This is a genomic window from Protofrankia sp. CiP1_Cm_nod3, assembly GCF_982290655.1.
In genome coordinates this window covers 48,101-48,724 of record NZ_CEVIVD010000014.1, presented here as the reverse complement: position 1 = coordinate 48,724, position 624 = coordinate 48,101, and the positions used below count along the sequence as shown (strand labels likewise).

General features: G+C 75.0%; 1 protein-coding gene. It reads right to left on the bottom strand.

The annotated features are described in order from the left end of the window. On the bottom strand, positions 1-624 hold a 624-nt coding region (locus AC5LUJ_RS05235), incomplete at both ends, for a ketoacyl-synthetase C-terminal extension domain-containing protein (protein ID WP_493464554.1).

Here is a 624-nt window from a genome sequence, read left to right as displayed (position 1 = left end):
CGGTGGCACCGGCGGAACCGGCGGAACCGGCGGAACCGGCGATGACGGCAGTGTCCGGCGTGCTCCCGCTCGGCTTCCCGTCCGCCTCGGTTGTGCTTCCGGCGTCGGCCGTGCCCGCGCCTGGCGCGCTCCTGCCGAACGCGCTCTCAGCGGGCGTGCCGGCGGCCTCGGGCGTGTTGCCGCCGGCGGTGTTCCCGGTGTTCCCGGTGTTCCCGGTGTTCCCGGTGTTCCCGGTGGTCTCATCCGCGGGTGGGGCCTGTTCGAGGATGACGTGGGCGTTGGTGCCGCTGATCCCGAAGGACGACACCGCCGCCCGCCGGGGGCGGTCGACGTCGGGCCAGGGGCGGGTCTCGGTGATCAGTTCGACGGCGCCGGTGGTCCAGTCGACGTGCGGGGACGGGGCGTCCACGTGCAGGGTCTTCGGCAGGACGCCACGCCGCAGCGCCCCGACCATGCTGATCACCCCGGTGATGCCGGCGGCGGCCTGGGTGTGGCCGATGTTGGACTTGACCGAGCCGAGCAGCAGCGGCCGGCCGGCGGGGCGGTGCTGGCCGTAGGTGGCGAGCAGGGCCTGGGCCTCGATGGGGTCGCCGAGGGTGGTGCCGGTGCCGTGGGCCTCGACGG